This window comes from Mycolicibacterium sp. lyk4-40-TYG-92, from assembly GCF_030209435.1.
Lineage (GTDB): Bacteria > Actinomycetota > Actinomycetes > Mycobacteriales > Mycobacteriaceae > Mycobacterium.
In genome coordinates this window covers 293082-319512 of sequence record NZ_JARVRX010000014.1, presented here as the reverse complement: position 1 = coordinate 319512, position 26431 = coordinate 293082, and the positions used below count along the sequence as shown (strand labels likewise).

Sequence of the window (26431 nt, the reverse complement as noted above, 5' to 3'; positions counted from 1 at the left end):
CTCGATCCGTCTACTTCCGGACGCTGGTCGTGACCGGAGTATGGACGGCGGTCTTGGTCGGGGGCTTCGGCGCGCCTTGCTGAGGCTTTACATCGCTGCCCGGAATGCTGTCATCGCAGAAGCCGTCCGGTCCTGCGCACTGTCCGCTCAGTAAGGCGTCGTTGATCTGGTCTTGCGCCCTCTGATGCCCGAAATCGACCTGCTGGCAGTTCGGCGTGCCCTCGTTACAGACTGCGAAAGCAGGGGCAGCGGTCCAACTCGATGCGATGAGCATGAGCGCGGGTGCCGCTGCTACGCCGACCGCGGCGATGAGCCGGTTTGTCCTCGTGTTGCGGGTGTTGGTCATGAGCGTCGTCTCCCATTCCTGGTTCGGGCCACACGGTGAGGCCCGCCTATTGGTAGGAGCAACCACCGAACCGAAGCGAGACACTTTTTGCCGACCGATTTCGCGCGCCGCGCAGAGTCGGCCTCCAATCCATTTCCAACTGCACGTAGCTACCTTCCTGCCATGATCCGATCCACCGGTTTCATCGGCACCACCGTCATCGTCGGGGCCCTGGCGCTGCAATTGAGCGCCTGCACCTCGACCATCAAGCCCGAAGGCGCCGCCCAGTCGGTGACCGACATGGTGAGCAGCAAGACCGGATTCCACCCGACCGACGTCAAGTGCCCGTCCGGCGTCGATGCCAAGGTCGGCGGTGAGTTCGACTGCACCTTCACCGGACCGGAAGGTCCGTACAAGGCCCACTTGAAGATCACCAGCGTCGACGGCGAGAAGGTCGGCTTCGAGATCAAGACGAGCCGGAGCTGAAGCCAGTCATATGAGAATGTCATTATCGAATAGGTAGAACATTACTTTCGGTCGCGGTATCGTGGCAGGGTCATGGCCGAATGGTTCTTGTTTCTGCCGCAGGTGCGGCTCAGCGTCGGCGAGATCGTCGAGCGCGCGCAGGTTGCCGAGGCGTCGGGTTTCGACGGCATCGCCTTCATCGACCACCTCGAAGCGCCCGGTGCCCCGGACCGGGGAATCTGGGACGCCACGGCGATCGCCGCGTGGGTCGCGGCGCACACGCAGCGACTGCGCGTCGGACATCTGGTCCTGTGTGATGGTTTCCGTCACCCTGCGGTGCTCGCCAAGCACGCCGTCACGATGTCCGCGGCATCGGGCGGGCGATTCGAGCTCGGCCTGGGCGCCGGATCGATGCCGGCCGAGTTCGAGCGCTTCGATATCGACAACGCCCACGACGCCCCGGCCCGCTTCCGCCGGCTCGAACATGATCTGGCGCTGATCCGGCAGTACTGGGGCGACGACGGCGACAACGCCCAGTACCCGCGCCGCGAACACCCGATTCCCCTGGTGCTCGGCGGTGTGGGCAAGAAGACCATGGAACTGGTTCGCAGACATGCCGATTGGTGGAACCTGCCGTGTAGTCACCTCGACCGGCTCGAGGAGCTACGCGCGCACGCCGGGGACGCGCGGGTGTCGGTGCAGCAGATGGTCGGCTTCGTCGGGTCCGGAGCGGACCGCACGACGGTCACCGAGACGAGCACCCGCCGATTCGGGTACCTCGGAGGCGGACTGGCCTGCGGGACGGCCGACGAGCTGACCGACCACTTCGGGCGGATGAGTGACCTTGGTGCCGAACGGTTTTACGTCTGGTTCGCCGATTTCGCTCAGGCCGATACCTTGCGGGAGTTCGCCGAGACGGTGGTGAAAGCGGCATGAGTTTCGCGGACCGCCCCGACTACCGTGTCGATATCCATCGCCGCCGCAACAGGATCACGGCCGAGTATGACGGACGGCTCGTCGCCTCGACGACCGCGGCATTGCTCGTCGACGAGCAGGACCACGGCCTGGTGTTCTACTTCCCACGCTCGGATGTGCAGATCGAACTGCGCAGAGATCCAGACGCTACGAGCCGCTGCCCGTTCAAAGGGCAGGCCACCTACTGGCGATTCGCCAACGATGGAGACGAACCGGTGTGCTGGAGCTACGAGGATCCGGCGCAACAGGTGGCGCGGCTGCGTGACCACATTGCGTTTTATCAGGACCGAGTTGTCGTTCGCGTGGCCCAGGCCCACCCTGCCGTCCTCGGATACGGGCACGCATGACCACTCCGTCCTCCGTCACCGGAATGCTCGAGGTGTTCGACGTCCAGCCTGCAGGCCCTGGACGATTCCGTGGCTTCAGCGACGGTGGCGAACGCGCCATCGTCGACGGCACGCAGCTGTTGGCACAGTCGATCGTCGCGGTCGCAAAACAGTTGCCGGCCAAAACGATTCGCTCCGCCCACGCGATCTTCGGCCGGGCCGTGCAGGTCGATCTACCGGTCGACTTCGTGGTCGACGTGGTCAACGACGGCCGGAGCTTTGCCGCCGCGGTGGTGGCCGTGGAGCAGGACGGCCGCCGCTGCGCGACGGTGACGGTGCTGGCCGACACCCCGACACCCGACGTGATCCGCCATCATGCGGATCTGCCCGCCATCGCGCCGCCCGCCGAGTCGAATCCGAGCCCCATGCCGATGATCGGCCGTGAACTTCGCCTCGTCGATGTCGTCGACGTCAACAGTCCCGACGAGGTCGGCCCACCTGAGTTGCACGCGTGGCTGCACTATGACCCCATCCCGCGTCGGGATGACCTGGCCAAGGCGCTGCTCGCGCACTTCACCGGCCACCTGTCGATCTCGACGACCATGCGTGCGCACGCGGGCGTCGGCACCAGTCAGGCCCACCTCACGGTGTCGACCGCGCCGATGACGGTCACCGTGTCCTTCCACGAACCCGTCGGGTGGGACGGTTGGCTGCTGTACTCCCACGAAAGCACCCAGGTTGGCGCCGGAATGTCTTATGTGCGTGGACAAGTCCACACCGAGGACGGCAGGCTGATCGCCTCGTTCACGCAGGAGGGGATGATCCGTCCGTTGCGGACCACTGACGTTGCAGTCGCCGCAACGGCGCGGTTGTAGTCGCATGGTAAGCGATGCCCGCTGTGACGGTACCGCCGAGTTCGGTCACGTCTCATATACTGTGAGCGCAACAGTAATACTTACAATCCAAGGAACTGAGGTCGAGCAATGCCCACACCCGTCATCGTCGGTGCTGCCCGGACAGCGATCGGCCGCTCTTTCAAAGGGACCCTCGTCAACACCCCGCCGGAGACGCTGATCACCACGGTGCTTCCCGAGGTGGTGCGTCGGTCCGGCGTCGACCCGAATGCGATCGATGACCTCATCTTCGCTGAATCTCATTATGGTGGTGGCGATCTCGCCCGGTATGCGGCCGACGCGAGCGGTCTGCAGCAGGTGCCCGGTCAGGCAGTGAATCGGCACTGCGCGGGTAGTCTCACCGCCATCGGCAACGCATCCGCGCAGATCGGCTCGGGCATGGAGCGCGTCCTGATCGCCGGCGGCGTGCAGTCGCTGTCGATGACGCCGCTGGTGAACTGGCGCATTCCGGGGCCGGAACTGAAATTCGAAGAGCGGTGGATGCCGCCGACGCACGTCGAGACGCCGGATGCGCCGGCCAAGGACATGTCGATCACGGTCGGCTGGAACACTGCGCAGGCCATGGGCATCACCCGTGAAGAGATGGACGCCTGGGCAGCACGGTCGCATCAGCGCGCCATTGCCGCGATCGATGCGGGCAAGTTCCTCGACGAGATCGTGCCGCTGAAGGTGCAGCTACCGGACGGCTCGGTCATCGACTTCAGTGTCGATGAGCATCCCCGTCGGGACACCACCGCCGAGAAGCTCGCCGCCTTGAAGCCGCTGCACCCCGAGATCGAAGGCTTCTCGATAACCGCCGGCAACAGCAGCGGCACCAACGACGCCGCCGCCGCGGTGGCGATCGTCGACGCCGCCTACGCCGAGGCGGAGAATCTGACGAAGATGGCCATCGTGCGCGCGTGGGCGGCCGCCGGCGTCGCGCCGCGGGACACCGGCCTGGGCGCGCTGCGGGCCATCGACAAGGTGCTGCAGCGTGCCGGACTGCAACCGTCCGACGTTGCGCTATGGGAGGTCAACGAAGCGTTCGCGTCGGTATCGATCGCAGCGTGCAAGGAATTCCGTCTTGACGAGGAGAAGGTCAATTTCTCCGGAAGCGGTTGCAGTCTGGGGCATCCCATCGCAGCGTCGGGCGCTCGGATGGTGACCACACTCGTCTATGAGCTGCAGCGTCGCGGTGGCGGCATCGGTGTTGCCGCGATGTGTGCCGGCGGAGGCCAGGGCGGCGCCGTCGTCATCGAGGTCTGACCCGGCTCAGGAGCGCGGCGCCTTGCGACTGCGGGGCGCCGGCTTCTTGTTGGCCTCGATCAGTCGTTCGGCCTGATCGAGGATGCACTCGAGTCCGAAGTCGAAATTGCTCTCGTCGACGGTGCCCAAGTGGTGGCCCTCCTGAACGGCGCGGGCGAGCAACGGGGTGGTCTCGGCATCGACGGTCATGGCGTCCTGGATATCGCCCAGCCGATTTTCGTCGGCCAGGTTCTTTTCGCGAAGGCGTTGCAGCACAGCCGATCCGCGGACGTGAACCGACACCGCTGAGTAGATGTCGAAAGCGCTCTGCGGCGGTAATCCGGCTTCCACCAGGCTGGCAATGGCTTTTTCCACGGCTTGCATGCCCACGCGGGCGGCACGCGGACTGAGCGCAGAGCGGATGAGGATCAGGTCGCACAGAATCGGGTTGGCCACAAATGCCTCACGCATCGTACGGGCGTGGTTCCGCAGTGTCGATCGCCAATCCTTGGCTTCGACATACGGTGTGGCGAATACGTACTCGCGCAGGGCGCGGTCGGTCATGGCGTTGAGCAGATCGTCCTTCTTGCGGAAGTACCAATAGATGCTCGTGACGCCCACGCCGAGGTGTTTGCCCAGTAGCGGCATGCTGAGGTTGTCGATCGAAACCTGTTCTGCGAGTTCAAATGCGCCGTTGATGATGTCGTCGGGGTTGATCGAACCTCGCTCGCGCCGTTGGCGCTTCTCGGCGGTTGCCACCTTTGCCACTGTGGGCACCTCCATCACGATCGATGCTGCGCAACTGCTGAATCTACCGTGTGCTGTCCTCTCGACTGCCCCGGCTATCTACTGTAAGACTTATGGTAAGTACTTCTGTGGAGCGGGGAGGGCAAGCCGTGGCCAGTGCCTTCGCAGAGAAGCGTGCCCCCAGCGGGACCGGCACGTAACGGAAAGGAAGACGTGAGCGACCAGATTGCCGACGTTGTACTGATCACCGGCGCCTTCGGACAAGTCGGGAAGCGGTGCGCCGAGATCCTGCTCAGACGAGGGCGAACCGTCATCGCCATGGACCTGCAGAACGACAAGACCACCGCGGTCGCCGGCGAGCTCGCCACCCAGTCACGCGACGGCACACTCGTGGTCGCGTACGCCAATCTGCTCGACGCGGACACCATCGCCGAGTGTGTGAGCCGGCACAAGCCGGCGGCCATCGTGCACCTCGCCGCCATGCTGGCTCCCGCGTCTTACCGAAACCCGTTGCTGGCACGCAAGATCAACGTCGACGGGACCCACAATCTGGTGGCGGCTGCGCGATCCCTTCCGGAGCTTCCGCTGTTCGTTGACGCATCGAGTGCGTCGGTTTACGGCTCACGCAACCGGTACACCCATCCGCAGCGCATCACCGCCGAGACCCCGCTGAACCCGATCGACCAATACGGCGAGGACAAAGTGCTCGCCGAAGAGGTGGTACGCGCCAGCGGGCTGCCGTATGCAGTCCTGCGTCTGGGGGGAGTGATCTCGACCGACGTCATGTCGAGCTTCAGCTCCGACTACCTCGTGCTCATGCGCGCGACACCGCGGGACAATCAGCTGCACACGGTCGATGCCCGCGACGTCGCACTCGCCTTCGCCAACGCCGTCGACCGCCGCGATGCGGTGAACGGCAAGACGCTGCTGATCGGCGGTGACGACACCCATCTGCATGCTTTCCGCGATGTCGAGGACGACATCATGCATGCGGTCGGCATCGGGCGCCTCGGGCCGTCGGCGAGTCTGCCCGGTGACCCGGGCGATGACCGGGGCTGGGGCTTCACCGGGTTTTTCGACACCACCGAAGCGCAGGAGTTGCTGCAATTCCAGGAGCATTCGTGGACCGAGACGCTGTCCTGGATTGCGGAATCCCTCGGGCGAGCCCGCGCTGCGCTGAAGGTGTTGGGACCGGCGATCCGTCCGGTGCTGCGCACGCTCCTCGCGATCCAACGGAAACTGGAGGGACGCGGTCCCTATGCCGATCCATGGGCGCTGATCGAAAAGACTTACGGAACGGGCGCTTTGGCAAGCAGTAAGGTCCGACGACAAGGCGTGGACGAACGCAGCTAGTCTCCGCGCTGGCATGTCGGCGTCGCAACAGTGAAGGAGCCGCCCATGAGTGCCCCGACCATAGCCGACGCTGCTGGTGTGTTCGCTGACCCGTCCGCCTACGCCGATGAACCGAAACTCCATGCGGCACTGTCGTTCCTGCGTGCCCACGCGCCGGTGTCAAAGGTCGACGTGCCCGGCTACAAGCCGTTCTGGGCCATCACCAAACACGACGACGTCATGGCGATCGAACGGGCCAACACGTTGTTCACGAATTCGCCGCGGCCGGTGCTGATGACCTCCGCGGCCGACGAGCATCAGGCGGCGCTGGGCATCAGCACGCTGATTCACATGGACGACCCGCAGCATCGGCTGGTCCGCGCCATCGGCGCCGACTGGTTCCGGCCGAAGGCCATGCGGGACTTGCGTGTTCGTGTCGATGAACTCGCCAAACGCTACGTCGACCGGATGCTGGAGTTGGGCAGCGAGTGCGACTTCGTCCAAGAGGTGGCGGTGAATTACCCGCTGTACGTGATCATGTCGCTGCTCGGACTGCCCGAATCCGACTTCCCCCGGATGCTCAAGTACACCCAGGAACTGTTCGGCGCCGACGATTCGGAATTCTCCCGGGGCGTCACTCCCGAGGAGAAGGGTGCGGCGCTGTTCGAGATGTTCAACTACTTCACCGCGTTGACCGCCGCCCGCCGCGAGAGCCCCACCGGCGACCTGGCGTCGGCCATCGCCAACGCGCGTCTCGAGGGAGAACCGTTGGGGGACATCGACACTGTCTCGTACTACGTGATCATCGCGACCGCCGGCCATGACACCACCAGCGCCGTGGTCTCCGGTGGCCTGCATGCACTGATCGAGAATCCGGATCAGCTTGTGCGGCTGCAGGAGGACCCCGGCCTGATGCCACTGGCGACGGAAGAGATGATCCGCTGGGTGACGCCGGTGAAGGAATTCATGCGCACCGCGCGCGCGGACACGACCGTCCGGGGCGTGCCGATCACGGCGGGGGAGTCGGTGCTGCTGTCATACGTCTCGGCCAACCGCGACGAAGAGACCTTCGGTGACCCGTTCCGTTTCGACGTGGGTCGTGACCCCAACAAGCATGTGGCGTTCGGCTACGGCGTCCACTTCTGTCTGGGTGCGGCCCTTGCGCGTATGGAGGTCACCAGTTTCTTTTCCGAGCTGATCCCGAGGCTGCGATCGATCGAGCTGGCGGGCACTCCGCAGCACACCGCGACCATCTTCGTCGGCGGTCTGAAACACCTGCCGATCCGCTACTCGCTGACTTGATGGAAGTAGCGTTCTCCTATCTGATAATCTGATTCTCATGGTCAAGACAGGTAGCCGGCTGCGGAGTCAGGTCTGTGACACCCAGGTGATCGTCGTCCGGACTGGTGACAGCCTCGATGACCTGCGGTGCGGTGGTGCCCCGATGGTGGCGCTCGATGCCGAGGTCGGCGATGCGGTGGCTCCTGACCCCGAGCTGTGCAGCGGCACCGTGATGGGTAAGCGCTATGTCGACGACACCGCGGCGGAGGTGCTGGTCACGAAGGCCGGCGCGGGCACGCTGAGCGTCGGGTCGACACCCCTCGCCCTCAAAGAAGCCAAACCCCTCCCCGCGAGCGATTAGGAGTGACGATGCAGAAGGCGCTTGCCCCGGAAATCTCGACGTGGCCGGATGCTGAGCCGCAGCTGATCGGCAGCCGGTGCGGTGCCTGCGCGGCGACCACATTCCCCCGCCAGGACCGCTGCCCGAAATGCAGTAGGGCCGAGATGTCCGACGTACTGCTGCCGCGTCGCGGCACGGTGATCGCTTGGACCACACAGGGATTCCCGCCCGGCGCACCGTACGCGGGGCCGATCGGCAAGGACTTCGTACCGTTCGGCGTCGGGCTGGTGCAACTCGGTGACGTCGTCCGGGTCGAGGGCCGACTCACTGAAAACGATCCGGCGAAGCTGGAATTCGGTATGGAGGTCGAACTCACCATGGCGCCTTTCGCCACCGATGCCGACGGCAATGAGCTGGTCACCTTCTGGTTCAAGCCGGTGGCGGCATGAGCAACGACGTAGCGATCATCGGTGTCGGTATCCATCCGTTCGGCCGGTTCGACAAGACCGCCATGGAGATGGGCGCCGAGGCGATCCAGAGCGCGTTGACCGACGCGAAGCTGGAGTGGAAGGACATCCAGTTCGGCTTCGGTGGCAGCTACGAGGTGTCCAACCCCGATGCGGTGACGCGCCTGGTAGGGCTGACGGGCATCACGTTCACCAACGTGTTCAACGCCTGCGCCACCGCGGCGAGTGCCATCCAGCAGACCGCCGACACCATCCGCTTGGGCAAGTACGACATCGGTATCGCCATCGGGTTGGACAAGCACCCGCGTGGCGCCTTCACCGACGACCCGGCCAAGCTCGCGCTGCCGCAGTGGTACGCCAACAATGGTCAGTTCGTCACCACGAAGTTCTTCGGGATGAAGGCCAACCACTACCTCCACAAGCACGGCATCTCCGAGGAGACGCTGGCGCGGGTGGCCAACAAGAACTTCCGGAACGGCATCCTGAACCCGAATGCGTTCCGGCGCAAGGAGATCACCGTCGACGAGATCATGGCCTCGCCGGTGCTCAACTACCCGTTGCGCCAGTACATGTTCTGCGCGCCCGACGAGGGCGCCGCCGCGGTCATCATGTGCCGGGCGGATATCGCCCACCGCTACACCGACAAGCCGGTGTATGTGCGCGCCAGCGAGATTCGCACCCGCACCTACGGCGCGTACGAGGTGCATGCCACCTCCGCGCCGCTCGACGAGGACGTGTCGCCGACGGTCTACGCCGCCAAGGCGGCCTATGAGGCCGCCGGCATCGGGCCCGAGGACGTCGACATCGCGCAGCTGCAGGACACCGATGCCGGCGCGGAGGTCATCCACATGGCCGAGACCGGGCTGTGTGCCGACGGCGAACAGGAGAAGTTGCTGGCCGACGGCGCCACCGAGATTCACGGGTCGTTGCCGATCAATACCGATGGCGGACTGATCGCCAACGGCGAGCCGATCGGCGCGTCGGGTCTGCGTCAGATGCACGAGCTGGTGCGCCAGCTGCGCGGTGAGGCGGGGGAGCGGCAGGTTCCGGGTAACCCCCGCGTCGGGCTGGCGCAGGTGTACGGTGCGCCGGGTACCGCCTCGGCGACCATCCTGTCTCTCTAGTTGCGGCTCCTACCGAAAGGCGCCATCTGTGACCGACTACAAGTACGTCACGTACGAAACCCTCGACGAGGGCACCATCGCCCGAATCATGTTGAACCGCCCGGATACTCGCAACGCGCAGAGTCGCGGCATGCTGACCGAGCTGCACGAGGCGTTCCTGCAGGCCGAGGCCGACGACACCGTCCGGGTCGTCATCCTCGGCGGTCTGGGGCCGATGTTCTCCTCCGGCCACGATCTCGGCTCGTCGCAGTCCCGCGCCGAACGCGCGCCCGGGCCCGACCAGCATCCGAGCTTCCGGATCAACGGCGCCACCCGTTCGGGCGCGGAGATGCTGATGCTGCAGGAATGGCATTACTACTTCGAGAACACCCGCCGGTGGCGCAACCTGCGCAAGATCACCGTCGCCCAGGTGCACGGTGACGTCTACGCCGCCTCACTCATGCTGATGTGGGCATGCGACCTGATCGTCGCGGCCGACAACACCACGTTCGCCGACGTGGTGGGTACCCGGCTGGGCATGTGCGGCGTCGAATACTTTGCGCATCCATGGGAATTCGGCCCGCGCAAGACGAAAGAGCTGATGCTCACCGGCGACAGCCTGTCGGTGGACGAAGCCCACCGTATGGGCATGGTGAGCAAGGTGTTCCCTGCTGACGAACTTGCCGACCGCACCCTGGAATTCGCCCGCCGCATCGCGGCGGTGCCCACCATGGCCGCCCTGCTGATCAAAGAATCGGTGAACCAGACGCAGGACAACATGGGTTTCTACAACTCCCTGAACGCCTGCTTCACGCTGCACGAGCTGAACCACAGTCACTGGGCGCAGGTGCACGAGAACGGATTCCCGGTGGGGCTGGAGGAAGACGGCCTGCCGAACTGGCGCACCGCACCGCCCGTGGTGCCCGCATCCAAAGACCAGGTCCGCGGCGGGGACTGATCAATCGGTATTCCAATTATGCTAATTCGAGAGCATCATTGCCGAAAATGGAGAGTGTCTTCGAGGTACGCTCGCCCCATGCGACGGTTCTGCTGTGCAGCGGGTGCCTTGGCGCTCATCGGTTTGCATTGGCCGGCGGCTGCGTCGGCCGACCCGGTTCAGTGCGACGATCCGTCGTGCGTACCGGGGATCAACCGCGTCGTCGGGCTCGGTGCTGACTGCGACAACGTCACCTACTTCGTGTTCGCCACCACCGACTGGGGCCGGGTCGTCTTCTGTGACTCGGCGCGCGGGTTGTCGCCACGCTACTTTCGGGCGTTGCCGGTGGCCGGCATCCGTGAATTCGACACGCCCTGCGACCAACCGTTCAATCAGATGGCCCAGGCGCCCGACGGCCTGTTCCTGTTCTGCGGCCCCAAGCTGGATCGCAGTGGCACGGGGACGTCGCGGTGGATTCGCGGCGACCATTACGACAACCCCAACTCGAACTTCTAGCCCAGGAACAGATCCGGGATCGGGTCGGCGCCGCCGCCGTATGGGGTCAGGTCGTGGCCGGCCTCGCGGAGGACGTCGGCGTCGATGAAACAGCCTGCGGTGCAGTCGGTCGCCGGTCGGCTCACGATCTGGACGGCCGCGTCACCCATGATCGCCGGGCTGCGCGACGAGTTCAAGAGCGCGGCTCCGTCGGCCATGTTGGACACCGCTGACGTGGCGATATAGGTCTCGGGCCACAGGCAGTTGAATGCGATACCGGCGTCGGCGTATTCGGCTGCCCAGCCCATGGACAGCAGCGTCATGCCGTACTTCGACAGCGTGTACGAGGGGTGCGCGCCCAACCACCGCGGGCTGAGATTCAGCGGCGGCGCGATGGTCAGCACGTGAGCGTTGGCCGATTTGCGCAGGTGCGGCAGTGCGGCCTTGGTCAGCAGGAACGTGCCCCGGATGTTGACCTGCTGCATCAGGTCGAATTTCTTGGCGGACAACGCCTCCGTCGGCTCCACGCCGATGGCGCTCGCGTTGTTGACGCAGATGTCGACGCCGCCGAAGCGCTCGACCGCCACGTCGACGGCCCGGTTGACGTCGTCCTCGGAGCGGATGTCGCCCACGACCGCGGCGGCCATTCCGCCCGCGGCCTCGATGTCTTCGGCCGCGGTGTAGACGGTGCCGGGCAACCGGGGGTGCGGCTCGGCAGTCTTCGCGAGAAGCACGACGTTGGCGCCCTGCGCGGCGGCGGCGACGGCTATCGCGAGCCCGATACCCCTACTTGCGCCGGAGATCACCATGGTCTTGTCGGCGAGTGTGCGGTCCGTCATCGTCCTCCTCAGCAGCTGTTGCCGAGAATGGTATTGGCATTCTCTTTTTTTGCAAGTACGTTATTCACTGATGGATAACGATGGCCAGACTCCGTCCGGAATACCGCTGAAACCGGTCTACGGACCCGAGGATCGACAGGTCGATCCGCCCCAGCCGGGTGAGTTTCCGTTCACCCGGGGCAACTTCGCGTCCGGATACCGCGGCAAGCTGTGGACCTTCCGCCAGTACTCGGGTTTCGGTACCGCCGAGGAGTCGAATCAGCGCTACCGGTACCTACTGGATCAGGGCGGGACGGGGCTCTCGGTGGCCCTCGACCTCCCCACCCAGTGCGGCTACGACTCCGATGACGAGGAGTACGGCGAGGAGGTCGGCCGTGTCGGTGTCGCGGTCGACACGCTGGCCGACGCCGAGGTCCTGTTCGACGGCATCCCGCTGGACAAGATCAGCACCAGCTTCACGATCAACGGCACCGCCGCCATCCTGCTGGCCTTCTACGTCGCCGCCGCCGAGAAGAAGGGCGTGCCGCGCGAAAAGCTCACCGGCACAATCCAGAACGACATCCTCAAGGAGTACGCATCGCGGGGGACCTGGATCTGGCCGCCCGCGCCGTCGCTGCGTCTCATCGCCGACACCATCGAGTTCTGCGCCGCCGAGGTACCGCGGTTCAACGCGATTTCGGTGGCGGGTGCGCACTTCCGCGATGCGGGCGCCAACGCCGTGCAGGAGATGGCGTTCACGCTGGCCGATGGCGTCACCTACTGCGACACCGTCGTCGAGCGCGGTCGCATGACCATCGACAAGTTTGCGCCGCAGATCTCGTTCTTCTTCTACACGCACGGCGACTTCTTCGAGGAGATCGCCAAATACCGTGCCGGACGGCGCCGTTGGGCCACCATCGTGCGCGAGCGCTACGGCGCCACCACCGACAAGGCCTCGATGTTCCGGTTCGGCTGCGTCTCCGGCGGTGCGTCGCTGTACGCCCCGCAGGCGCAGAACAACCTGGTGCGGGTTGCCTATGAGGCGCTGGCGTCGGTGCTCGGCGGTGTGCAGTCGATGTTCACCGCGGCGTGGGACGAGCCGTTTGCGCTACCCAGCGAGGAGTCCGCGACACTCGCGCTGCGGACCCAGCAGATCCTGGCCTACGAAACCGGTGTCGCGAAGGTGGCGGACCCATTGGGCGGCTCGTATTTCGTCGAAGCGCTCACCGACGCCACCGAAGAGAAGATCATCGAGATCATGCACGATCTCGAGTCGCACGGCGGCATGGTGCGCTGCATCGAGGACGGCTACCTGCAGGGGTTGATCGCCGACGAGGCGTTCAAGATTCACCAGGAGACCGAATCGGGGGAGCGCCCGGTGGTCGGGGTGAACAAGTTCGTCGTCGAGGAGCCGGCGCCCGATCTCGCCACCTACGAACTCGACGCCGAGGGCCGCGACAAGCAGCTCAAGCGGCTGGCCAAGGTGAAGGCCGAACGTGACGACGTCGCAGTGAAGGAAGCCCTTGCGGCACTGGCGCGTTCGGCCGATGGGGACGACAACTTGATGCATCGCCTGATCGATTGCGCGAATGCTTACTGCACAGTGGGAGAGATGGTGTCGACGTTGAAGTCGGTGTGGGGCGAGTTCCAGCAGCCGGTGGTGTTCTGATGCTGCGCACGCGAGGAGCAATCTGATGTCAGTACGCGTCCTGGTGGCCAAGCCCGGTCTGGACGGCCACGACCGCGGCGCCAAGATCGTGGCCCGGACGCTGCGCGACGCGGGCTTCGAGGTGATCTATACCGGCATCCGGCAGCGGATCGAGGACATCGTGTCGATCGCGTTGCAGGAGGACGTCGCGCTGGTCGGCCTGTCGATCCTGTCGGGGGCGCACCTGGCGCTGACGGCGCGGACCGTCGAGGCGTTGCGTGCCGCCGACGCCGCTGACATCGCGGTCGTCGTGGGCGGCACCATCCCGCTGGGCGATGTGTCGAAGCTGCTCGAAGTCGGTGCGGCAGCGGTGTTTCCGACCGGCACCGGCCTGGACACCTTGGTTGCGGAAGTGCGCAAGCTGACGTCGGAAAGCGCGGTGGGCTGACATGCGCCTCGGTGTGATGATCGGAGCCGAGCGCGGCGACATGGCGCGCAAGGCCTCCAAGCTGGTCTCCGATATCCAGTGGGCGGAGAGCGCGGGTCTCGACAGCGCATGGATGCCGCAGGTCCCCAATGACTTCGACTGTCTGACCATGGTGGCGCTGATGGCGGCGAACACGTCGCGCATCGAGCTCGGCACCGCGGTGGTGCCGCTGCAGGCACAGCATCCGATAGCCCTGGCCCGCCAGGCGCTTTCGGTACATGCCATGTCGGGCGGCCGGCTGGCCCTGGGTGTCGGCCCGTCGCATCACTGGATCGTCCGCGACATGCTGGGCCTGCCCTACGACAAGCCCGCTGCCTACACGCGCGACTACCTGCAGGTGCTGAACACCGCCATCGCCGGGCCGGGACCTGTTGACGTGGAGAACGATTCGTTCACCGTCCACAACCCGACTGTGCTCGCCGCCGACACCCCGATGCCGGTGCTGGTGTCCGCGTTGGGCCCGGTGATGCTGCAGATCGCGGGAGAGCAGGCGGATGGCACCTCGCTGTGGATGGCCGACGAGAAAGCGATCGGCGAGCACATCGCACCGAAGATCAACAAGGCTGCCGCCGAAGCGGGTCGGCCGGCGCCGCGCATCGTCGCCGGCATCCCGGTCACGCTGTGCGCCAACTCGGAGATCGAGGCGGCCAAGGACCGGGCCAACCGCATCCTCGCCGAGGCCGAGACGTCGCCGAACTACCAGAAGCTGCTGGATCGCGGGGAAGCCCGCAGCGTAGGCGACCTCTGCGCGGCCGGTGACGAGGAGTCGATTCTCAAGCGGTTCAAGCAGTTTGCCGATGCCGGTGTGACGGACCTGTCGGTGCGGTTGCTGCCGATCGGTGAGAGCCGAGAGGAGTTGATCGAGTCGAAGAACCGTACGCGCGACGTGATCGCCGAGCTCGCCAAGCACGTGCGATGAGCGGTCCTCTCGCAGGTATCCGCATCATCGAGGTCGGCGTCATGCTCGCCGGGCCGTACGCGACGATGCTGCTGGCCGATCTCGGTGCCGAGGTGATCAAGGTCGAGCCACCCGGTGGGGAGATTTCCCGGCAGGTCGGCGACAGCTACTTCGCCAGTCTCAACCGGAACAAGACCAGCATCTGCCTGGACCTGGCGACCGATGCCGGCAAGGCCCGGCTCGGCGAGCTGGTCGCCGAATCCCATGCGCTACTGGTGAATATGAAACCGTCGGTGATCCGGCGACTCGGCCTGACGTACGAGACGCTGCGCAGGTTCAACGAGAAGATCGTCTGTGTCGCGATGACGGGCTTCGGGCTCGACGGCGGCGACGACCCGGCATTCGACTACGTCATCCAGGCGGCGACCGGGGTGGCGGCCATGACCGGTGACCCGGATGGACCACCGACGCTGCCCGGCTACTCGTCGGCCGACAACTCCACCGGCATGGCGGCGGCACTGGGTCTGCTCGCGCAGATCGTGTCGGGGCGAGGCGGTCAGGTCGAGGTGTGCCTGCGCGACGTGATGCTGTCGCAACTGAACTACCGGGCTGCGGCTTACCTCAACGACGGTATTCATCCGCGCCGCCACCCGAACGGCGCGCACTCGTATTACGTTCCCGCGCAGCTCTTCGAGACTGCCGACGGGTATCTGGCGCTGTTCATCACCCACGACGGCTTCTGGAAATCGTTTGTGGGGGAGGCGGGTATCGGCAGCGACGGTCAGATCCCGTTCACCACGATGGCGGAGCGGGCGGCGAGCCGGGATGAGGTGCTCGCGCTGGTCGACAAGGTGCTGTCCACCGATACCGCCGCCGGGTGGGAGAAACGGCTGCGGGCACTCGGGATTCCCGCCGCCGCGGTCCGTACGTTGCCCGAGGCGCTGGAGGTCACGCCGGAAGTCATCGTCACTGCAGGCGATTACCGCTTGATCGGTAGCCCCATCAAGGTGGCGGGTTACGAGCCGCAGTACCGGCCTCCGGCGGCTCCACCGGCTCAGTCGTCGTAGCGCACGGTCACCGACGCGGTATCCGGCACCGCCTGGCAGGTCAGGACATAGCCCTCTGCGACTTCGTCCTCGTCCAGAGCTTCGTTGTTGCGCATGGTCGCGGTGCCTTCGGTCAACCTGGCGATGCAGGTGCCGCAGTTGCCGGCCTCGCAGGAGAACGGTGGTGCCAGGCCGGCCCGCCGCGCACTGTCCAGCAGTGTCTCGTCACCGACGCGGGGGACCGACACCTGTTGCCGGTCCAGATGGATGGTGATCGTGCCCGTGCCTGCGTCCATGCCGGTGTGTGGCGTCGTCGTGGCTGGCCCCATCGTCGTCCTATCGTCGCGTATTGTCGTTCTAACTATAGGAGAATATGATTCTCGGTATCAACCGGAGATCTTCTCACTCTTGAGGAAGGGGCGGGCGCGACGTGGCTGACGGTGCGGTGCTCGCCTTCGATCAGCGGGAGTACAGCCGGGCGGAACTCGACGCTCTCGCAGGCGGGATGGCCACCGTCTTGGCTGATCGTGGTGTCGGTACCGGCGACCGCGTCGCCCTGATGTCCTCGACCCGCCCGGAGTTCGTGATTGCGCTGCACGCCATCTGGCGCCTGGGTGCCGCCGCGGTGCTGCTGAGTCCGTCGTGGCGCCAGGCCGAGGTGCAGCACGCGCTGGCGCTGACGGCACCGTCGCATGCGGTCGGTGACAGCCCTGTCCTTGCCGAGCTGATGCCGATGCTGCATGTCGATGAGCCCATCATGGGGGGCGACCCTCGCTGCGATGCGCCGGCACCGGATTCCGATGCGGTCCTGGCCTTCAGCTCCGGTACCACCGGCATGCCCAAGGCCGTCCGCCACACCCACCGCGGGCTGGCCGCGGCGGTGCGCCAGTGGCGGGTTGCGCTCGGGCTGTCCGCCGCGGACCGGTTGCAGGTGATGACCCCGCCGTCACACATCCTGGGTCTGCTCAACATCATGACGGTCCTCGATGCGGGTGCGTGGGTCCGGTTGCACCCGCGATTCGATGTCGAGGCCATGCTGCGTCACATCGAATCCGACCGGATCACCATCGAAATGACCGTCGCGCCGATCGCCCTGGCCCTCGCGGCCCATCCACGGCTGGAAACCTACGATCTCTCGTCGCTGCGGTACCTGATGTGGTGCGCGACGCCGGTGACTGCCGCGGTGGCCGAGGATGTCACCCGCCGAACCGGCGTGGGCTGGGTAACCGCCTATGGGGCAACCGAATTGGTCGTCATCGCGTGCGATGACCTCAGCGGCGGACGAATGGACACTGTCGGCAGGCCGGTACCCGGCGTCGACGTGCGCATCGACGAGTCGGGAGAGATTCAGGTGCGTTCTGCGGCAATGATGGCCGGCTACCTGCCCGCGGAAGAAACGTCGACGGTCATCGTCGACGGCTGGTTCCACACCGGGGACATCGGGCACTTCGACGACTCAGGACGACTACGGATCACCGACCGCCGCAAGGAAATGATCAAGGTTCGCGGCTTCCAGGTCGCCCCGGCCGAGGTCGAGGCGGTCCTGCACTCGCACCCCGCGGTCGCCGACTGCGCGGTGTTCGGGCTGCCCGACCCACAGGACGGCGAGGCAGTTGTGGCTGCGGTGACCACGACCGCCCCGGTCTCCGATACCGAATTGATGGACTTGGTCGGCCACCGGCTGGCCTCCTACAAGCGGCTGAGCCGCGTTGTGTTCGTACCCGAAATCCCGCGGCTGCCTTCAGGGAAGGTGTTGCGCCGAGTGCTCAAGGAGCGCCTGTGGACGTCCGTCTGACCGCCGAACAACGGCAACTCGCTGAATCGGCAGCTGAATTGGCTGCTGACTTCGGCGTGCACTCGGTTGCCGACCTCGATGACGCCAGCCGCCGCGCGCAACTCGAGAAGGCCGTCGACAGCACCGGTTTCCGGACCCTGCGATCCGACGGGGCCTCCGGTGTCGAGGTGGCCGTCGTCGCCGAGGAATTCGCCCGTGGACTGGTCGACGTGCCGTTCCTCGGTCCGGTGCTGGCCGACGAACTCGGGCGGGTGCTCGGCCGGGCACCCGAAGCCCCTGGTGCGCAACCGAATTCGGTCGACCTGCTGGGAGGACTGACCGGCGTGGCCGAATCGCCGCCGGAGCTGAGCGAGCTGGCCGCCGAGGACGCCGGCCGGTGGTACGCGCTGGCCCTCACGGTCACGTGCGCCGACCTGGTCGGTGCCGCGCGTGGGGTGCATGCCCTTGCCGTCGACTACGCCAAGGTCCGCGAACAGTACGGTTCGCCCATCGGCTCCTATCAGGCCGTCGCGCATCTGCTGGCCGAAAGCCTCGCGCTCATCGAAGGATCGGTCAGCGTGCTGCGGCATGCGGCGTGGACCGTCGACGCGGTCCCTGCCGCCGAAGCGATCGAGGCCGCGCGCATCGCCAAAATCTACTGTGCCCGTGCGGCATTGACGGTCTGCGAGACGTCGATCCAGGTGCACGGCGGCATCGGCAACACCTGGGAATGTCTAGCGCACGTGTACCTGCGTCGCGTGCTCACTGCCACCGAACTGTGGCACGCCAAACTCGAGGAGCTGACCATTGGACTTTCGTGATTCGCCGGAGGAAGCCGCTTTCCGGGACCGTCTTCGCAACTGGCTGACCGAACAGAAGGGCAAGTTCCCGACCTCAGGCGACGAATACTGGGCCGCCCAAGGTGATTGGCACCGCGCGCTCTACGGCGCCGGCTTCTTCGGCACCTCGTGGCCCAAGGAATTCGGCGGCCAGGAACTGCCGCCGGTGTACGACGTGATCGTCGACGAGGAGATCGCGAAGGCGGGCGCGCCGGCGCGGCCGAGTCTCGGCTACCTCGTGGTCGGGCTGGGACATCACGGCAGCAAGGAACTGCAGCAACGGTTTCTGCCCGGGATGATCAACGGCACCGAGCGCTGGTGCCAGGGCTTCTCCGAGCCCGGTGCAGGTTCGGATCTTGCGTCGCTGACGACGACGGCCACCCGCGACGGTGACGAGTACGTGATCCACGGGCACAAGGTCTGGACGAGCTACTCGGACGTGGCCGACTGGTGCCTGGTGCTGGCGCGCACGGATAAGGCTGAAGCCAAGCACTTGCCCAAACATAAATGCATCTCCGCGTTCATTGTGTCGATGCACCAGCCGGGCATCGAGCAGCGGCCGTTGAAGATGATCAGCGGCGTCACCAAGGAATTCGGCCAGGTGCTGTTCGACGGCGCACGGGTGCCGGCGGAGAACATGGTCGGGGCGCCGGGCGAGGGTTGGAAGCTCGCGATGACGGTCGTCAGCCACGAGCGCGAGCCCTCGACTCTCGGATTCTCGGCGCGCTACGGAAAGCTGGTGCGACAGTTGGCCTCCCGGGTCGACGGTCCGCCGCCGGAGGCGCTGTCGTGGGCATGGGTGCAGACCGAGATGCTGCGCCTGCACGTGCGCAGGCGGCTGTCCGAGCAGCTCGACGGCATCACGCACGGTCCGAATGGCTCACTCGACAAGCTGCTCATGACGTGGACCGAACAGTCCGTCGGCCACGCGGTCCTGGCGACCGTGGGTACCGCGGATCCCGAATTGTTCGGCGCCTATATGTACAGCCGCGCCCAGAGCGTCATGGGCGGCACGTCACAGATTCAGAAAAACATCATCGCGCAACGCATTTTGGGTCTGGGATTGTGATGAGCGCTTGCGCGAAGAACGGAAGGAACTGACTTGTACGGCATGCCAACCGAAATCGACGTCCGTGCGGACGGTCCGCTGCGGATCATCACGCTGAACCGACCGGACGAGCTCAACGCGGTCAACGACCCGCTGCATGTCGGACTGGCGAGCATCTGGGAGGCGCTCAACGAGGACGCCGACGCGCGCGCCGCGGTGATCACCGGTGCGGGCCGGGCATTCTCCGCGGGCGGTGATTTCAACTACCTCAACGAGCTGCGCAACGACGAAGCCCTGCGTCAGAAGACCATCAAGCACGGCCGCGACCTCGTCGTCGGCATGGTCCGTTGCCGTATTCCGGTCATCGCTGCGGTCAACGGTCCCGCAGTGGGCCTCGGGTGCAGCCTCGCCGCGCTGTCGGACATCGTGTACATGGCCGAGAACGCGTTCTTCGCCGATCCGCACGTGCAGATCGGCCTGGTCGCGGCCGACGGCGGCCCGCTGGTGTGGGGATCGCAGATAAGTCTGTTGCAGGCCAAAGAGTTTGCCCTGACGGGTGTGCGCATCAAGGCGGCTCGCGCTCTCGAACTCGGCCTGGCGAACCACGTCGTCGCAGACCCGCTGGCCGAGGCCATTGCCTGCGCCAAGCAACTCGCCGAGTTGCCCAAGCAGGCCGTCGAGGCCACCAAGCGCCTGATGAACATCCAGCTGGAGCGTTCGGTCATGGCGTCACTGGACTACGCGAACCTGGCCGAGTACGTGTCCTTCGGCACGGCCGACTTCAACAAGATCGTCGACGGACTGATCGCCAAGGGCTAGCGCTGTGGGGCTCACGGCGCCGGCGGGAGCCCCACAGACGGTTCGGCTAGCGCGGCGGGAACCGCAGCGCGCCGTCGAGCCGGATGACTTCTCCGTTGAGGTAATCGTTCTCGATGATGCTCTGCGCCAGTTGCGCGTACTCCGTCGAGCGGCCCATGCGCTTGGGGAACGGAATCTGCGGGGCCCAGTACTTCTCGAGCTGGTCGGCCGACTGGCCGTAGGCGGGAGTGTTGATGGTGCCCGGCGCGATACTGACGACGCGGATGCCGAGCGGCGACAGGTCACGGGCGGCGACCAGCGTCATGCCGAGCACGCCGCCCTTGGCGGCAGAGTAGGGGAGTTGGCCGATCTGGCCTTCCATGCCGGCGATCGAGGCGGTGTTGATGATGACGCCGCGCGCGCCTTCCTCGAGCGGGTCGGTCTTGGCGATGGCGGCTGCCGCCAGGCGCATCACGTTGAACACCGCGGTCAGGTAGAACTTGATGGTCTTCTCGAAGCCTTCCAGTCCGAGCGGCGAACCGTCCTTGCCGATCAGCCGTCCACCGGCGGCCGGACCGCCGTGGGTGTCCACTGAAATCCGCAGCGGACCAAGGGATTCGGCCTCCGCGATGGCGGCCTGCACCGATTCCTCGGACGTGGCGTCGGTGTGGACGTAACGGATGCCGAGCTCATCTTGCAGTGCCTTGCCCTTGTCGTCGGCCACGTCGGCGACGACGACCTTCGCGCCCGCAGTGACGAGGCGTCGCACTGTTGCTTCACCGAGCCCGCCGGTGCCTCCGACGACGATGGCCGAGCTTCCACTGATCTCCATACCGCCTACCCTTCGTGCAAAGAATGCTCTCTATTGTGGAGAATAACATTCTCAATCAAGGGGGTGGGTCCGATAGAGTGCGGACAATGACGATCGATGAGCTCATCGCGGCGGCCCGCGGCGGTTCCCTCCGCGCAGCCGGCCGGCTGCTGAGCCTGGTCGAGAGTCCGCGCCGGACTGAGGTTCTCGACGCCCTCGGCAGCGCGGCGCCGCCGCGGATCCTGGGGGTCACCGGGCCGCCCGGCGCGGGAAAGTCGACGACGGTCGGTGTGCTGGTCGGGGCCTACCGCGAGCGCGGGCTGCGGGTGGCTGTGTTGGCTGTCGACCCGTCGTCGCCGTACAGCGGGGGTGCGTTGTTGGGTGACCGGATCCGGATGGCCGCGCACATCAACGACCCGGACGTGCTGATCCGGTCGGTCGCCACCCGGGGCCATCTCGGCGGACTGGCCGCCGCGGTGCCGGCCGCCATTCGGGTGCTCGCCGCGCTGGCCTATGACCTGATCGTGCTCGAAACCGTCGGTGTGGGGCAGTCCGAGGTCGAGGTTGCCGCCATCGCCGACCCGACCATCGTGATCCTCAATCCCGGTGCCGGTGATGCCGTCCAGGCCGCCAAGGCCGGGCTGCTCGAAGTCGCGGACATCGTCGTCGTGAACAAAGCGGACCGTGACGGCGCCGACCAGACGGTCCGAGACCTGCACGCGGAGACTGCGGTGCCGATCCTCAAATTCGTTGCGGCACAAGGAGACGGCTTGCCCGAGCTGATCGAGGCGATCGACGCGCATCATCGCGCCGACAGCCCGGAGCGCCGCACCGCCCGCGCCCGCGCGCAGATCTTGTCGCTGGCGCTCACCCGCCTGCGGGGTCATCCCGACCTCGATCGGCTCGCAGAAGCGGTCGCGGGCGGAGGAGACGACCCGTACTCGGCCGCCGAGCGACTTTTCGGAGGGCGCGGCTAGAGACCGAGCATCCGCCGCGTCATCCCTTTGAGTTGCACGCGCAGGGTGTCGTCGTCGATGTCTGCGACCAACGGGTGCATCACTGCCACGCTGATGGCGCTCGACAACATCGCCGCGTGCAGCCTCGCGGCGACGCCGTCATCGGTGCCCAGCAGTGCGCCGTACAGCCGCTCGACGAACCGCTGAAACGGCTCGTGTTCGGCCTGGAGCCGGATGATGACAGGGTCGAACTGCAGTACGTTCACCGCGCCGCGGCGGTCGATGGCCAGGTCGATCACCCTGTCGAGCAACACTTCCCGGGCCTGCGCCGCCTGGCCCGTTGCCTCGGCGGCGTCGAGGGCATCCTCGAGCTTGCCGAGTTCGCGCTCGGTGATGGCGACGACGATCTCTTCCTTGGTCTTGAACTGCTTGTAGACGGCGGCCTTGGTGACGCCCATGGTGTCGGCGATCATCTGCAGCGACGTGCCGCTGACGCCGTGCTCGGCGATCAGGGTGAGTGCGGCATCGAGTACGCGCGTCTGTGCGGCGCTGCGCGTGATGTCGCTGAATCTCCCCACATGCCGAAGCGTAGCGGAGCATTGACCATTCGGTTGCCGATCGGCTACCGTCCGGAGTAGCCGATCGGCAACCGAGCGGTGGATGGAGGGAGTCCCCGGGTGGACTTACGACCCCAATGGATAAGCCTTTGGCTGGTGCCAGTTTTCGGCGCCGTGATGGCGGTGGCGTTCGTCGCCTTCCCCGGGTTTCTGCCGCCGATGCCACCGAGCCTGACCGCCGTCCAGGTGGCCGAGTTCTACACGCAGCACACCATGGCGATCAGGTTCTCGATGGTCACGTTCAACCTGTGCGCCATCATGCTGATCCCGTTCTTCATGACCATCGTGGTGCAGATGAAGCGAATGTCGTTGCCGAGTCACGTATTGGCCTACAGCTACCTCGGTGCCGCCGCCACGGGAGCGACGCTGTTCGCCATCGCCGACATCTTCTGGCTCATCGCGGCCTACCGGCCCGGGCGCGACCCCCAGCTGATCCTGCTGCTCAACGATATGGCCTGGCTGGTGTTCACCGCACCGGTGGGGGCGGTCGTCGTGATGAATCTCTGCCTGGCACTGGGGGTTTACCTCGACCGCCGGCCAGTGCCGATCTTCCCGCGTTGGGTGGCCGGATTCAACGTGCTCATCGCCGCGGCGATGACGCCCGCAGTGTGTGCGGTGATCGTCACGGACGGGCCACTGGCCTGGAACGGCGTCGTGTCGTTCTGGCTGCGCCTCGGCGCCTTCTGTTTGTATCTCGTCGTCATGTTCGCGGTGGTGCGCTCGGCGATCGGTGCACAGGCAAGGTCGACATGACCGTAGCCCCGGTATGGACGGCCCCGGCGTGGCCGCAGAAGCCGAAGATCGATCAGTGGATCGCCTGGTGGACGATTCCGGTCTTCTACAACATCTTCGGGCTCATCTTCGTGGTGCTGACGCGGGTGATGCCACCGCCGCGGCCCGACATCACGCAAGCCCAGATCGTCCAGTTCTTCGTCGACCATTCGCTGTCCATCCGGATCGGTTTCGCGCTGCTGATGTTCTTCATCGGTTTTGCCAGCGTTGCCAACGGGCTGATCGCACAACAGATCAAGCGGATGTCGGTCAGCCCCGTCTTCGCCTATGCGTACATCGGTTCACTGGTGGTCGGCGGTCTGCCGGGCTGCCTGATTCCCGCCTTTGCATTCGTGGCGGCGGCGCTGCGGCCCGATCGTGATCCGCAGATCATGGTGATGCTCTACGACTGGTGCCTGCTGTCGTTCGTCGGCTCCCTCGGGTGCTTCTGCACGCAGAACATGGTGCTGGCGCTGGCGATCTTCCTCGACCGCAATGACGTCCTGCCGAAATGGCTTGCCTACATGTCCATCTGGATGATCGTCACGGAACTGCTCGCCGGCCCGGTTTTCGTCTTCCGGTCCGGACCACTGGCGTGGAACGGATCCATCAGCTTCTACCTCGGCACGGTGGTTTTCGTGGTGTGGGAGTTCTGCATGATCCGCCTGCTGTACACGGCCATCAAGAACCAGTCGCCCAGCGAGCAGGTGCAGGACTGACCATGACTGCCACTTCGGCCACCTCGGCTCCGACATCGACGAGGCGTCTGCCCGCCAACAAGGACCTCTGGGTCTTCGTCCTGGGCGACTTCGTGATCTTCGGCGCCTACTTCGTCATCTTCATGGTCTCGCGCCACCAGGAGCGGGACCTGTTCATCGAGTCGCAGCGGCACCTGAGCCTGAACATCGGTGTCGTCAACACGCTGGTGCTGCTGGCCAGTTCGTGGTTCGTGGCCCGCGCCGTGCAGCTGACCCGTGGCGGCGAATTCGGCCGGGCGCGGAAACTGACGGTGGGCGGCGGAGCATGTGGCGTCGTCTTCATCCTCGTCAAGGCCTACGAGTGGTCGGCGAAAATTGCTCAGGGACATACCTTTCCGAGCAACAACTTCTTCATGTACTACTACATGCTCACCGGCGTGCACCTGTTCCACGTCGCCATCGGCCTGGTGTTCCTCGCCGTTGCCTACACCGAACTGCGCCATGGAAAACGGGTTGGCCCAGTGGAGACCGGAGCGACCTACTGGCATATGGTTGATCTGCTCTGGGTCGTCATCTTCGCCCTGCTCTACGTGATGAGGTGACATGACTGCTGCTGCCGCACGTACCACCGCTGTCTGGGCGGGGCTGTCGGCCATCACGATCGTGTCGTGGTTCCTGGCGCCCGCCCATCATGCTGAGCCGGTGACCGCGAGTACCGCGATCACCGCCGCGGTGCTGACGTTGGCGCTCGTCAAGTCCCGCCTGATCATCCAGGAGTTCATGGAGGTGCGGACCGCGCCTCTGTGGCTCAGGTTGGCGACTGATGGCTGGCTCGCCGCGCTGTTCGGTGCGATCGTGGTGATCTATGTCTGGTGATCGCATGACCGACCCGGTGGCATGGGCCGATATCGAGGCCATCAAGCAGCTGAAGGCCCGGTACTGCCGGCTGCTGGACACCAAGGACTGGGTGGCCTGGCGGGAGCTGTTCACCGACGATTTCGTCAGCGACACCAGTCAGGCGGGTGGCAAGATCATCAGCGGGGCAGACGAATTCGTGGACTTCCTGCAGCGGACACTGGGCCGGCCCTCGCAACCGACCGTGCACCAGGTCCACGCCCCGGAGATCGAGTTGACGTCGCCGTCGACCGCGACGGGTATCTGGGCGCTGAACGACGTGGTGCGGCTCGCTCCCGGAGTGAACCTGCAGGGCTACGGTCACTACCACGAAACGTACGAGAAGGCCGACGGTCACTGGCGCATCAAGACGTCCGCACTGACGCGGCTACGGGAAGATGTCTTCAATCCTGTTTTCTCGGTGCGGATCTCGCCGCGCCTCCGCGATGCCGCCAGCCGGTGGTCCCGCCACCGCTAGCCGTCGGCCGGCGGTGACGGCCGGGCTACTTCAGGCAGCTACCGGCATCGACCGGCAGTGTGACACCCGTGATGTAGCGCGCATCGTCCGACGTCAGGAAGAGCGCCGCGTTGGCGATGTCCTCGGCGTAGACCCACGGAATCGGCAACGTGTGGAACATCTGACAGATGGGAGCCATGTCGTCGGCGCCCGGGTTCTCCAGATCGGGCCGGAACATCTTGAACGTGCCCTCGTTGTGCAGCATGTCGGTCGCGACGTGGGTGGGGTGGACCGAGTTGACGCGGATGTTGTGGGACCCCAACTCGACCGCGAAGCCCCGCATGAGGCCGACGACGCCGTGTTTGGCGGCGACGTAATTGCCGCACATCGGGTAGGCCTTCAGCCCGCCGACCGAACTCGTGAGCACGATGGATCCGCCACGTCCACCGGCGATGATATGTGGCACAGCCGCTTTCACGGTCTTCCAGACGCCGGAGAGATTGGTGTCGATCATCTCATCCCAGTCCAACATGCTGGTCTCGTGCAACAGGTTGCCACCGTTGCCGATGCCGGCATTGGCGATGATGGTGTCGAGGCGTCCGAGTTCCTCGACTCCCGCATCCACCGCGGACTTCAGCGCGTCGAAATCGCGCACATCGACCTGCGCGGTGAAGATCCGGCGGCCGAGGCTCTTGACCAGATCGGCGGTCTGGGCCAGGTCCTCGGGCGACGACGGCGGGATGGCGGACTCTTCACCCGGCCTGATGGGCCCGCAGATGTCGACAGCGATGATGTCGGCGCCCTCGGTGGCTTGCATTACCGCGTGGGCCCGGCCCTGGCCGCGGGCCGCCCCGGTGATGAACGCGACCTTGCCTTCGACTCTTCCGGTCATGTGATGCCTCAATTCCTCACTAGCAGTGGATGTTTACGGTGGACTGGG

33 protein-coding genes are annotated in these 26431 nt (G+C 65.6%); 26 read left to right on the top strand and 7 right to left on the bottom strand.

Features of this window, described 5'->3' with window-relative positions; translation table 11 throughout:
- Nucleotides 1-10 precede the first annotated feature (10 nt).
- Nucleotides 11-346: a hypothetical protein gene (locus tag QRN63_RS21365; protein WP_285032615.1), complete on the bottom strand. Its 336-nt coding sequence runs from the start codon at nucleotides 344-346 to the stop codon at nucleotides 11-13.
- A 162-nt stretch (nucleotides 347-508) separates the two neighbouring features.
- On the opposite strand from QRN63_RS21365, the gene QRN63_RS21360 reads away from it, so the two are divergent.
- The 5 genes from QRN63_RS21360 to QRN63_RS21340 all read left to right on the top strand — a co-directional run bounded on the left by QRN63_RS21360 (nucleotide 509) and on the right by QRN63_RS21340 (nucleotide 4250).
- Complete coding sequence (locus tag QRN63_RS21360) at nucleotides 509-811, top strand: DUF4333 domain-containing protein (protein ID WP_267316345.1); 303 nt, start codon at nucleotides 509-511, stop codon at nucleotides 809-811.
- 72 nt (nucleotides 812-883) lie between these two features.
- Nucleotides 884-1726 (top strand): LLM class flavin-dependent oxidoreductase, encoded by an 843-nt coding sequence (locus QRN63_RS21355; protein WP_285032614.1) that lies wholly within the window; start codon nucleotides 884-886, stop codon nucleotides 1724-1726.
- Entirely contained in the window at nucleotides 1723-2112 is a 390-nt protein-coding gene (locus QRN63_RS21350) for a DUF427 domain-containing protein (protein ID WP_285032613.1), read from the top strand. Before QRN63_RS21355 ends, QRN63_RS21350 begins: the two co-directional genes overlap by 4 nt.
- Nucleotides 2109-2966 (top strand): acyl-CoA thioesterase, encoded by an 858-nt coding sequence (locus QRN63_RS21345; RefSeq protein ID WP_285032612.1) that lies wholly within the window; start codon nucleotides 2109-2111, stop codon nucleotides 2964-2966. Before QRN63_RS21350 ends, QRN63_RS21345 begins: the two co-directional genes overlap by 4 nt.
- Before the next feature lie 108 nt (nucleotides 2967-3074).
- Nucleotides 3075-4250 carry a thiolase family protein gene (locus tag QRN63_RS21340; protein WP_285032611.1) on the top strand — a complete coding sequence of 392 codons (1176 nt, stop codon included), beginning with the start codon at nucleotides 3075-3077 and terminating at the stop codon, nucleotides 4248-4250.
- A 6-nt stretch (nucleotides 4251-4256) separates the two neighbouring features.
- Here the strand turns inward: QRN63_RS21340 and QRN63_RS21335 are convergent, their stop codons facing one another.
- A complete protein-coding gene (locus QRN63_RS21335; protein ID WP_267316350.1) occupies nucleotides 4257-4997 on the bottom strand; it encodes a TetR/AcrR family transcriptional regulator in 741 nt (246 codons plus the stop codon).
- Nucleotides 4998-5189: 192 nt separating this feature from the next.
- On the opposite strand from QRN63_RS21335, the gene QRN63_RS21330 reads away from it, so the two are divergent.
- The 7 genes from QRN63_RS21330 (at nucleotide 5190) to QRN63_RS21300 (ending at nucleotide 10952) form a co-directional block, all read left to right on the top strand.
- A complete protein-coding gene (locus QRN63_RS21330) occupies nucleotides 5190-6329 on the top strand; it encodes an NAD-dependent epimerase/dehydratase family protein (protein ID WP_285032610.1) in 1140 nt (379 codons plus the stop codon).
- 45 nt (nucleotides 6330-6374) lie between these two features.
- Nucleotides 6375-7610, top strand: coding sequence for a cytochrome P450 (locus QRN63_RS21325; protein ID WP_267316352.1), 1236 nt, complete (start codon nucleotides 6375-6377; stop codon nucleotides 7608-7610).
- Nucleotides 7611-7647: 37 nt separating this feature from the next.
- On the top strand, nucleotides 7648-7950 hold the full coding sequence (locus tag QRN63_RS21320) for a hypothetical protein (RefSeq protein WP_267316353.1): 303 nt from the start codon (nucleotides 7648-7650) through the stop codon (nucleotides 7948-7950).
- Nucleotides 7951-7958: 8 nt separating this feature from the next.
- The gene (locus tag QRN63_RS21315; RefSeq protein ID WP_285032609.1) at nucleotides 7959-8378 is read left to right on the top strand and encodes a Zn-ribbon domain-containing OB-fold protein; all 420 of its coding nucleotides are present in this window, start codon (nucleotides 7959-7961) and stop codon (nucleotides 8376-8378) included.
- Nucleotides 8375-9520 (top strand): thiolase family protein, encoded by a 1146-nt coding sequence (locus tag QRN63_RS21310; RefSeq protein ID WP_267316355.1) that lies wholly within the window; start codon nucleotides 8375-8377, stop codon nucleotides 9518-9520. The genes QRN63_RS21315 and QRN63_RS21310 overlap by 4 nt, the downstream gene beginning before the upstream one ends.
- A gap of 28 nt (nucleotides 9521-9548) precedes the next feature.
- Nucleotides 9549-10457, top strand: a complete 909-nt coding sequence (locus QRN63_RS21305) for an enoyl-CoA hydratase (protein ID WP_267316356.1) — start codon at nucleotides 9549-9551, stop codon at nucleotides 10455-10457.
- Nucleotides 10458-10535: 78 nt separating this feature from the next.
- Nucleotides 10536-10952 carry a hypothetical protein gene (locus tag QRN63_RS21300; RefSeq protein WP_285032608.1) on the top strand — a complete coding sequence of 139 codons (417 nt, stop codon included), beginning with the start codon at nucleotides 10536-10538 and terminating at the stop codon, nucleotides 10950-10952.
- On the opposite strand, the gene QRN63_RS21295 is transcribed toward QRN63_RS21300, so the two are convergent.
- A complete protein-coding gene (locus QRN63_RS21295) occupies nucleotides 10949-11770 on the bottom strand; it encodes an SDR family oxidoreductase (protein WP_285032607.1) in 822 nt (273 codons plus the stop codon). The genes QRN63_RS21300 and QRN63_RS21295 overlap by 4 nt on opposite strands.
- Nucleotides 11771-11840: 70 nt before the next feature.
- Here QRN63_RS21295 and QRN63_RS21290 point away from each other — a divergent pair, with 70 nt between their 5' ends.
- From QRN63_RS21290 to QRN63_RS21275, 4 genes are read left to right on the top strand one after another with little or no spacing between them, the layout of a single operon-like run.
- A complete protein-coding gene (locus QRN63_RS21290) occupies nucleotides 11841-13418 on the top strand; it encodes a methylmalonyl-CoA mutase family protein (protein ID WP_267316359.1) in 1578 nt (525 codons plus the stop codon).
- Between the two features lie 25 nt (nucleotides 13419-13443).
- Nucleotides 13444-13845 (top strand): methylmalonyl-CoA mutase C-terminal domain-containing protein, encoded by a 402-nt coding sequence (locus tag QRN63_RS21285; protein ID WP_285032606.1) that lies wholly within the window; start codon nucleotides 13444-13446, stop codon nucleotides 13843-13845.
- Between the two features lies 1 nt (nucleotide 13846).
- Nucleotides 13847-14803 (top strand): LLM class F420-dependent oxidoreductase, encoded by a 957-nt coding sequence (locus QRN63_RS21280; RefSeq protein WP_285032605.1) that lies wholly within the window; start codon nucleotides 13847-13849, stop codon nucleotides 14801-14803.
- Complete coding sequence (locus QRN63_RS21275) at nucleotides 14800-15849, top strand: CaiB/BaiF CoA transferase family protein (protein WP_285032604.1); 1050 nt, start codon at nucleotides 14800-14802, stop codon at nucleotides 15847-15849. The genes QRN63_RS21280 and QRN63_RS21275 overlap by 4 nt, the downstream gene beginning before the upstream one ends.
- Here the strand turns inward: QRN63_RS21275 and QRN63_RS21270 are convergent.
- Entirely contained in the window at nucleotides 15837-16157 is a 321-nt protein-coding gene (locus QRN63_RS21270; protein ID WP_267316363.1) for a 2Fe-2S iron-sulfur cluster-binding protein, read from the bottom strand. The two genes, QRN63_RS21275 and QRN63_RS21270, sit on opposite strands and share 13 nt — an antisense overlap.
- Nucleotides 16158-16258: 101 nt before the next feature.
- On the opposite strand from QRN63_RS21270, the gene QRN63_RS21265 reads away from it, so the two are divergent.
- From QRN63_RS21265 to QRN63_RS21250, 4 genes are read left to right on the top strand one after another with little or no spacing between them, the layout of a single operon-like run.
- Nucleotides 16259-17623 (top strand): class I adenylate-forming enzyme family protein, encoded by a 1365-nt coding sequence (locus QRN63_RS21265; protein WP_285032603.1) that lies wholly within the window; start codon nucleotides 16259-16261, stop codon nucleotides 17621-17623.
- The gene (locus QRN63_RS21260; protein ID WP_285032602.1) at nucleotides 17608-18423 is read left to right on the top strand and encodes an acyl-CoA dehydrogenase family protein; all 816 of its coding nucleotides are present in this window, start codon (nucleotides 17608-17610) and stop codon (nucleotides 18421-18423) included. The genes QRN63_RS21265 and QRN63_RS21260 overlap by 16 nt, the downstream gene beginning before the upstream one ends.
- Entirely contained in the window at nucleotides 18410-19510 is a 1101-nt protein-coding gene (locus QRN63_RS21255; RefSeq protein ID WP_285032601.1) for an acyl-CoA dehydrogenase family protein, read from the top strand. The genes QRN63_RS21260 and QRN63_RS21255 overlap by 14 nt, the downstream gene beginning before the upstream one ends.
- A gap of 33 nt (nucleotides 19511-19543) precedes the next feature.
- Nucleotides 19544-20308, top strand: coding sequence for an enoyl-CoA hydratase/isomerase family protein (locus tag QRN63_RS21250; protein WP_267316367.1), 765 nt, complete (start codon nucleotides 19544-19546; stop codon nucleotides 20306-20308).
- A gap of 46 nt (nucleotides 20309-20354) precedes the next feature.
- Here QRN63_RS21250 and QRN63_RS21245 read toward each other — a convergent pair whose 3' ends face one another.
- The gene (locus tag QRN63_RS21245) at nucleotides 20355-21119 is read right to left on the bottom strand and encodes an SDR family NAD(P)-dependent oxidoreductase (RefSeq protein WP_267316368.1); all 765 of its coding nucleotides are present in this window, start codon (nucleotides 21117-21119) and stop codon (nucleotides 20355-20357) included.
- Between the two features lie 86 nt (nucleotides 21120-21205).
- Here QRN63_RS21245 and meaB point away from each other — a divergent pair, with 86 nt between their 5' ends.
- Entirely contained in the window at nucleotides 21206-22075 is an 870-nt protein-coding gene (gene meaB / locus QRN63_RS21240; protein ID WP_285032600.1) for a methylmalonyl Co-A mutase-associated GTPase MeaB, read from the top strand.
- Here the strand turns inward: meaB and QRN63_RS21235 are convergent.
- Nucleotides 22072-22632: a TetR/AcrR family transcriptional regulator gene (locus QRN63_RS21235; RefSeq protein WP_285032599.1), complete on the bottom strand. Its 561-nt coding sequence runs from the start codon at nucleotides 22630-22632 to the stop codon at nucleotides 22072-22074. The genes meaB and QRN63_RS21235 overlap by 4 nt on opposite strands.
- 156 nt (nucleotides 22633-22788) lie before the next feature.
- Here QRN63_RS21235 and QRN63_RS21230 point away from each other — a divergent pair, with 156 nt between their 5' ends.
- Genes QRN63_RS21230 through QRN63_RS21210 form a run of 5 tightly spaced genes read left to right on the top strand, consistent with a single transcriptional unit; the run spans nucleotide 22789 to nucleotide 25512 of the window.
- Nucleotides 22789-23424 (top strand): hypothetical protein, encoded by a 636-nt coding sequence (locus QRN63_RS21230; RefSeq protein WP_267316674.1) that lies wholly within the window; start codon nucleotides 22789-22791, stop codon nucleotides 23422-23424.
- Nucleotides 23421-24161 (top strand): hypothetical protein, encoded by a 741-nt coding sequence (locus tag QRN63_RS21225; protein ID WP_285032598.1) that lies wholly within the window; start codon nucleotides 23421-23423, stop codon nucleotides 24159-24161. Before QRN63_RS21230 ends, QRN63_RS21225 begins: the two co-directional genes overlap by 4 nt.
- Before the next feature lie 2 nt (nucleotides 24162-24163).
- Nucleotides 24164-24742, top strand: a complete 579-nt coding sequence (locus QRN63_RS21220) for a cytochrome c oxidase subunit 3 (protein ID WP_285032597.1) — start codon at nucleotides 24164-24166, stop codon at nucleotides 24740-24742.
- Between the two features lies 1 nt (nucleotide 24743).
- Entirely contained in the window at nucleotides 24744-25016 is a 273-nt protein-coding gene (locus tag QRN63_RS21215) for a cytochrome C oxidase subunit IV family protein (protein WP_285032596.1), read from the top strand.
- Nucleotides 25017-25020: 4 nt separating this feature from the next.
- Nucleotides 25021-25512, top strand: a complete 492-nt coding sequence (locus QRN63_RS21210) for a nuclear transport factor 2 family protein (RefSeq protein ID WP_285032595.1) — start codon at nucleotides 25021-25023, stop codon at nucleotides 25510-25512.
- Between the two features lie 25 nt (nucleotides 25513-25537).
- On the opposite strand, the gene QRN63_RS21205 is transcribed toward QRN63_RS21210, so the two are convergent.
- On the bottom strand, nucleotides 25538-26383 hold the full coding sequence (locus QRN63_RS21205) for a mycofactocin-coupled SDR family oxidoreductase (RefSeq protein ID WP_285032594.1): 846 nt from the start codon (nucleotides 26381-26383) through the stop codon (nucleotides 25538-25540).
- Between the last annotated feature and the right edge of the window lie 48 nt (nucleotides 26384-26431).